Raw genomic sequence first — 527 nt, forward strand, 5'->3', positions numbered from 1 at the left:
TTTGTGTGATCAGTGCGGCGGCGTTCAGGAAACCCCCATGGCGGGGGCGGCGGTGGACGCATTACAGCAGACACTGGATGAAGTGGGTTTTGTCATTCAGCGCGAGCCCCTGCTGGAAGTGCATGGACGTTGCGTGGATTGCGCGACGTCGTAAACAAACAATCGTTTTTCGGGAGACGATAATGCAACGTTTTCGTCTGGACGCGTTGGCCATCGGCCTGTCCAGTCTCTGTATGATTCATTGTGTCGCCAGCCTGGCGGGGCTCTTTGCTATTGGGCTGTTATCCGCTTTTGGCAATGTTGAAGAAGTCTTTCATCTGGTCATGCTGGCTGTCATTGTCCCGGTCAGCCTGCTTGCCATTGGCATGGGCTACCGTCGACATCGCCGGCTTTCGGTGCTGCTCCCCGGCGTGTTTGCCTTGTCGGGCCTGTGTCTGCTTACCGTTTTTGAAAGTGTTATGCATGGCAGCCTTTGGGAGCCGTTGCTGACAACGCTGATTGGAATCTGCCTGGTGGTTACCCATGTC

General features: G+C 55.6%; 1 protein-coding gene. It reads left to right on the forward strand.

All coding sequences use genetic code 11. The features are described 5' to 3' along the window. Positions 1–182: 182 nt before the first annotated feature. A partial coding sequence (locus tag A3754_RS02675) for a MerC domain-containing protein (protein WP_063518787.1) occupies positions 183–527 on the forward strand: 345 nt, incomplete at its 3' end.

The organism is Alcanivorax sp. HI0083 (assembly GCF_001635175.1).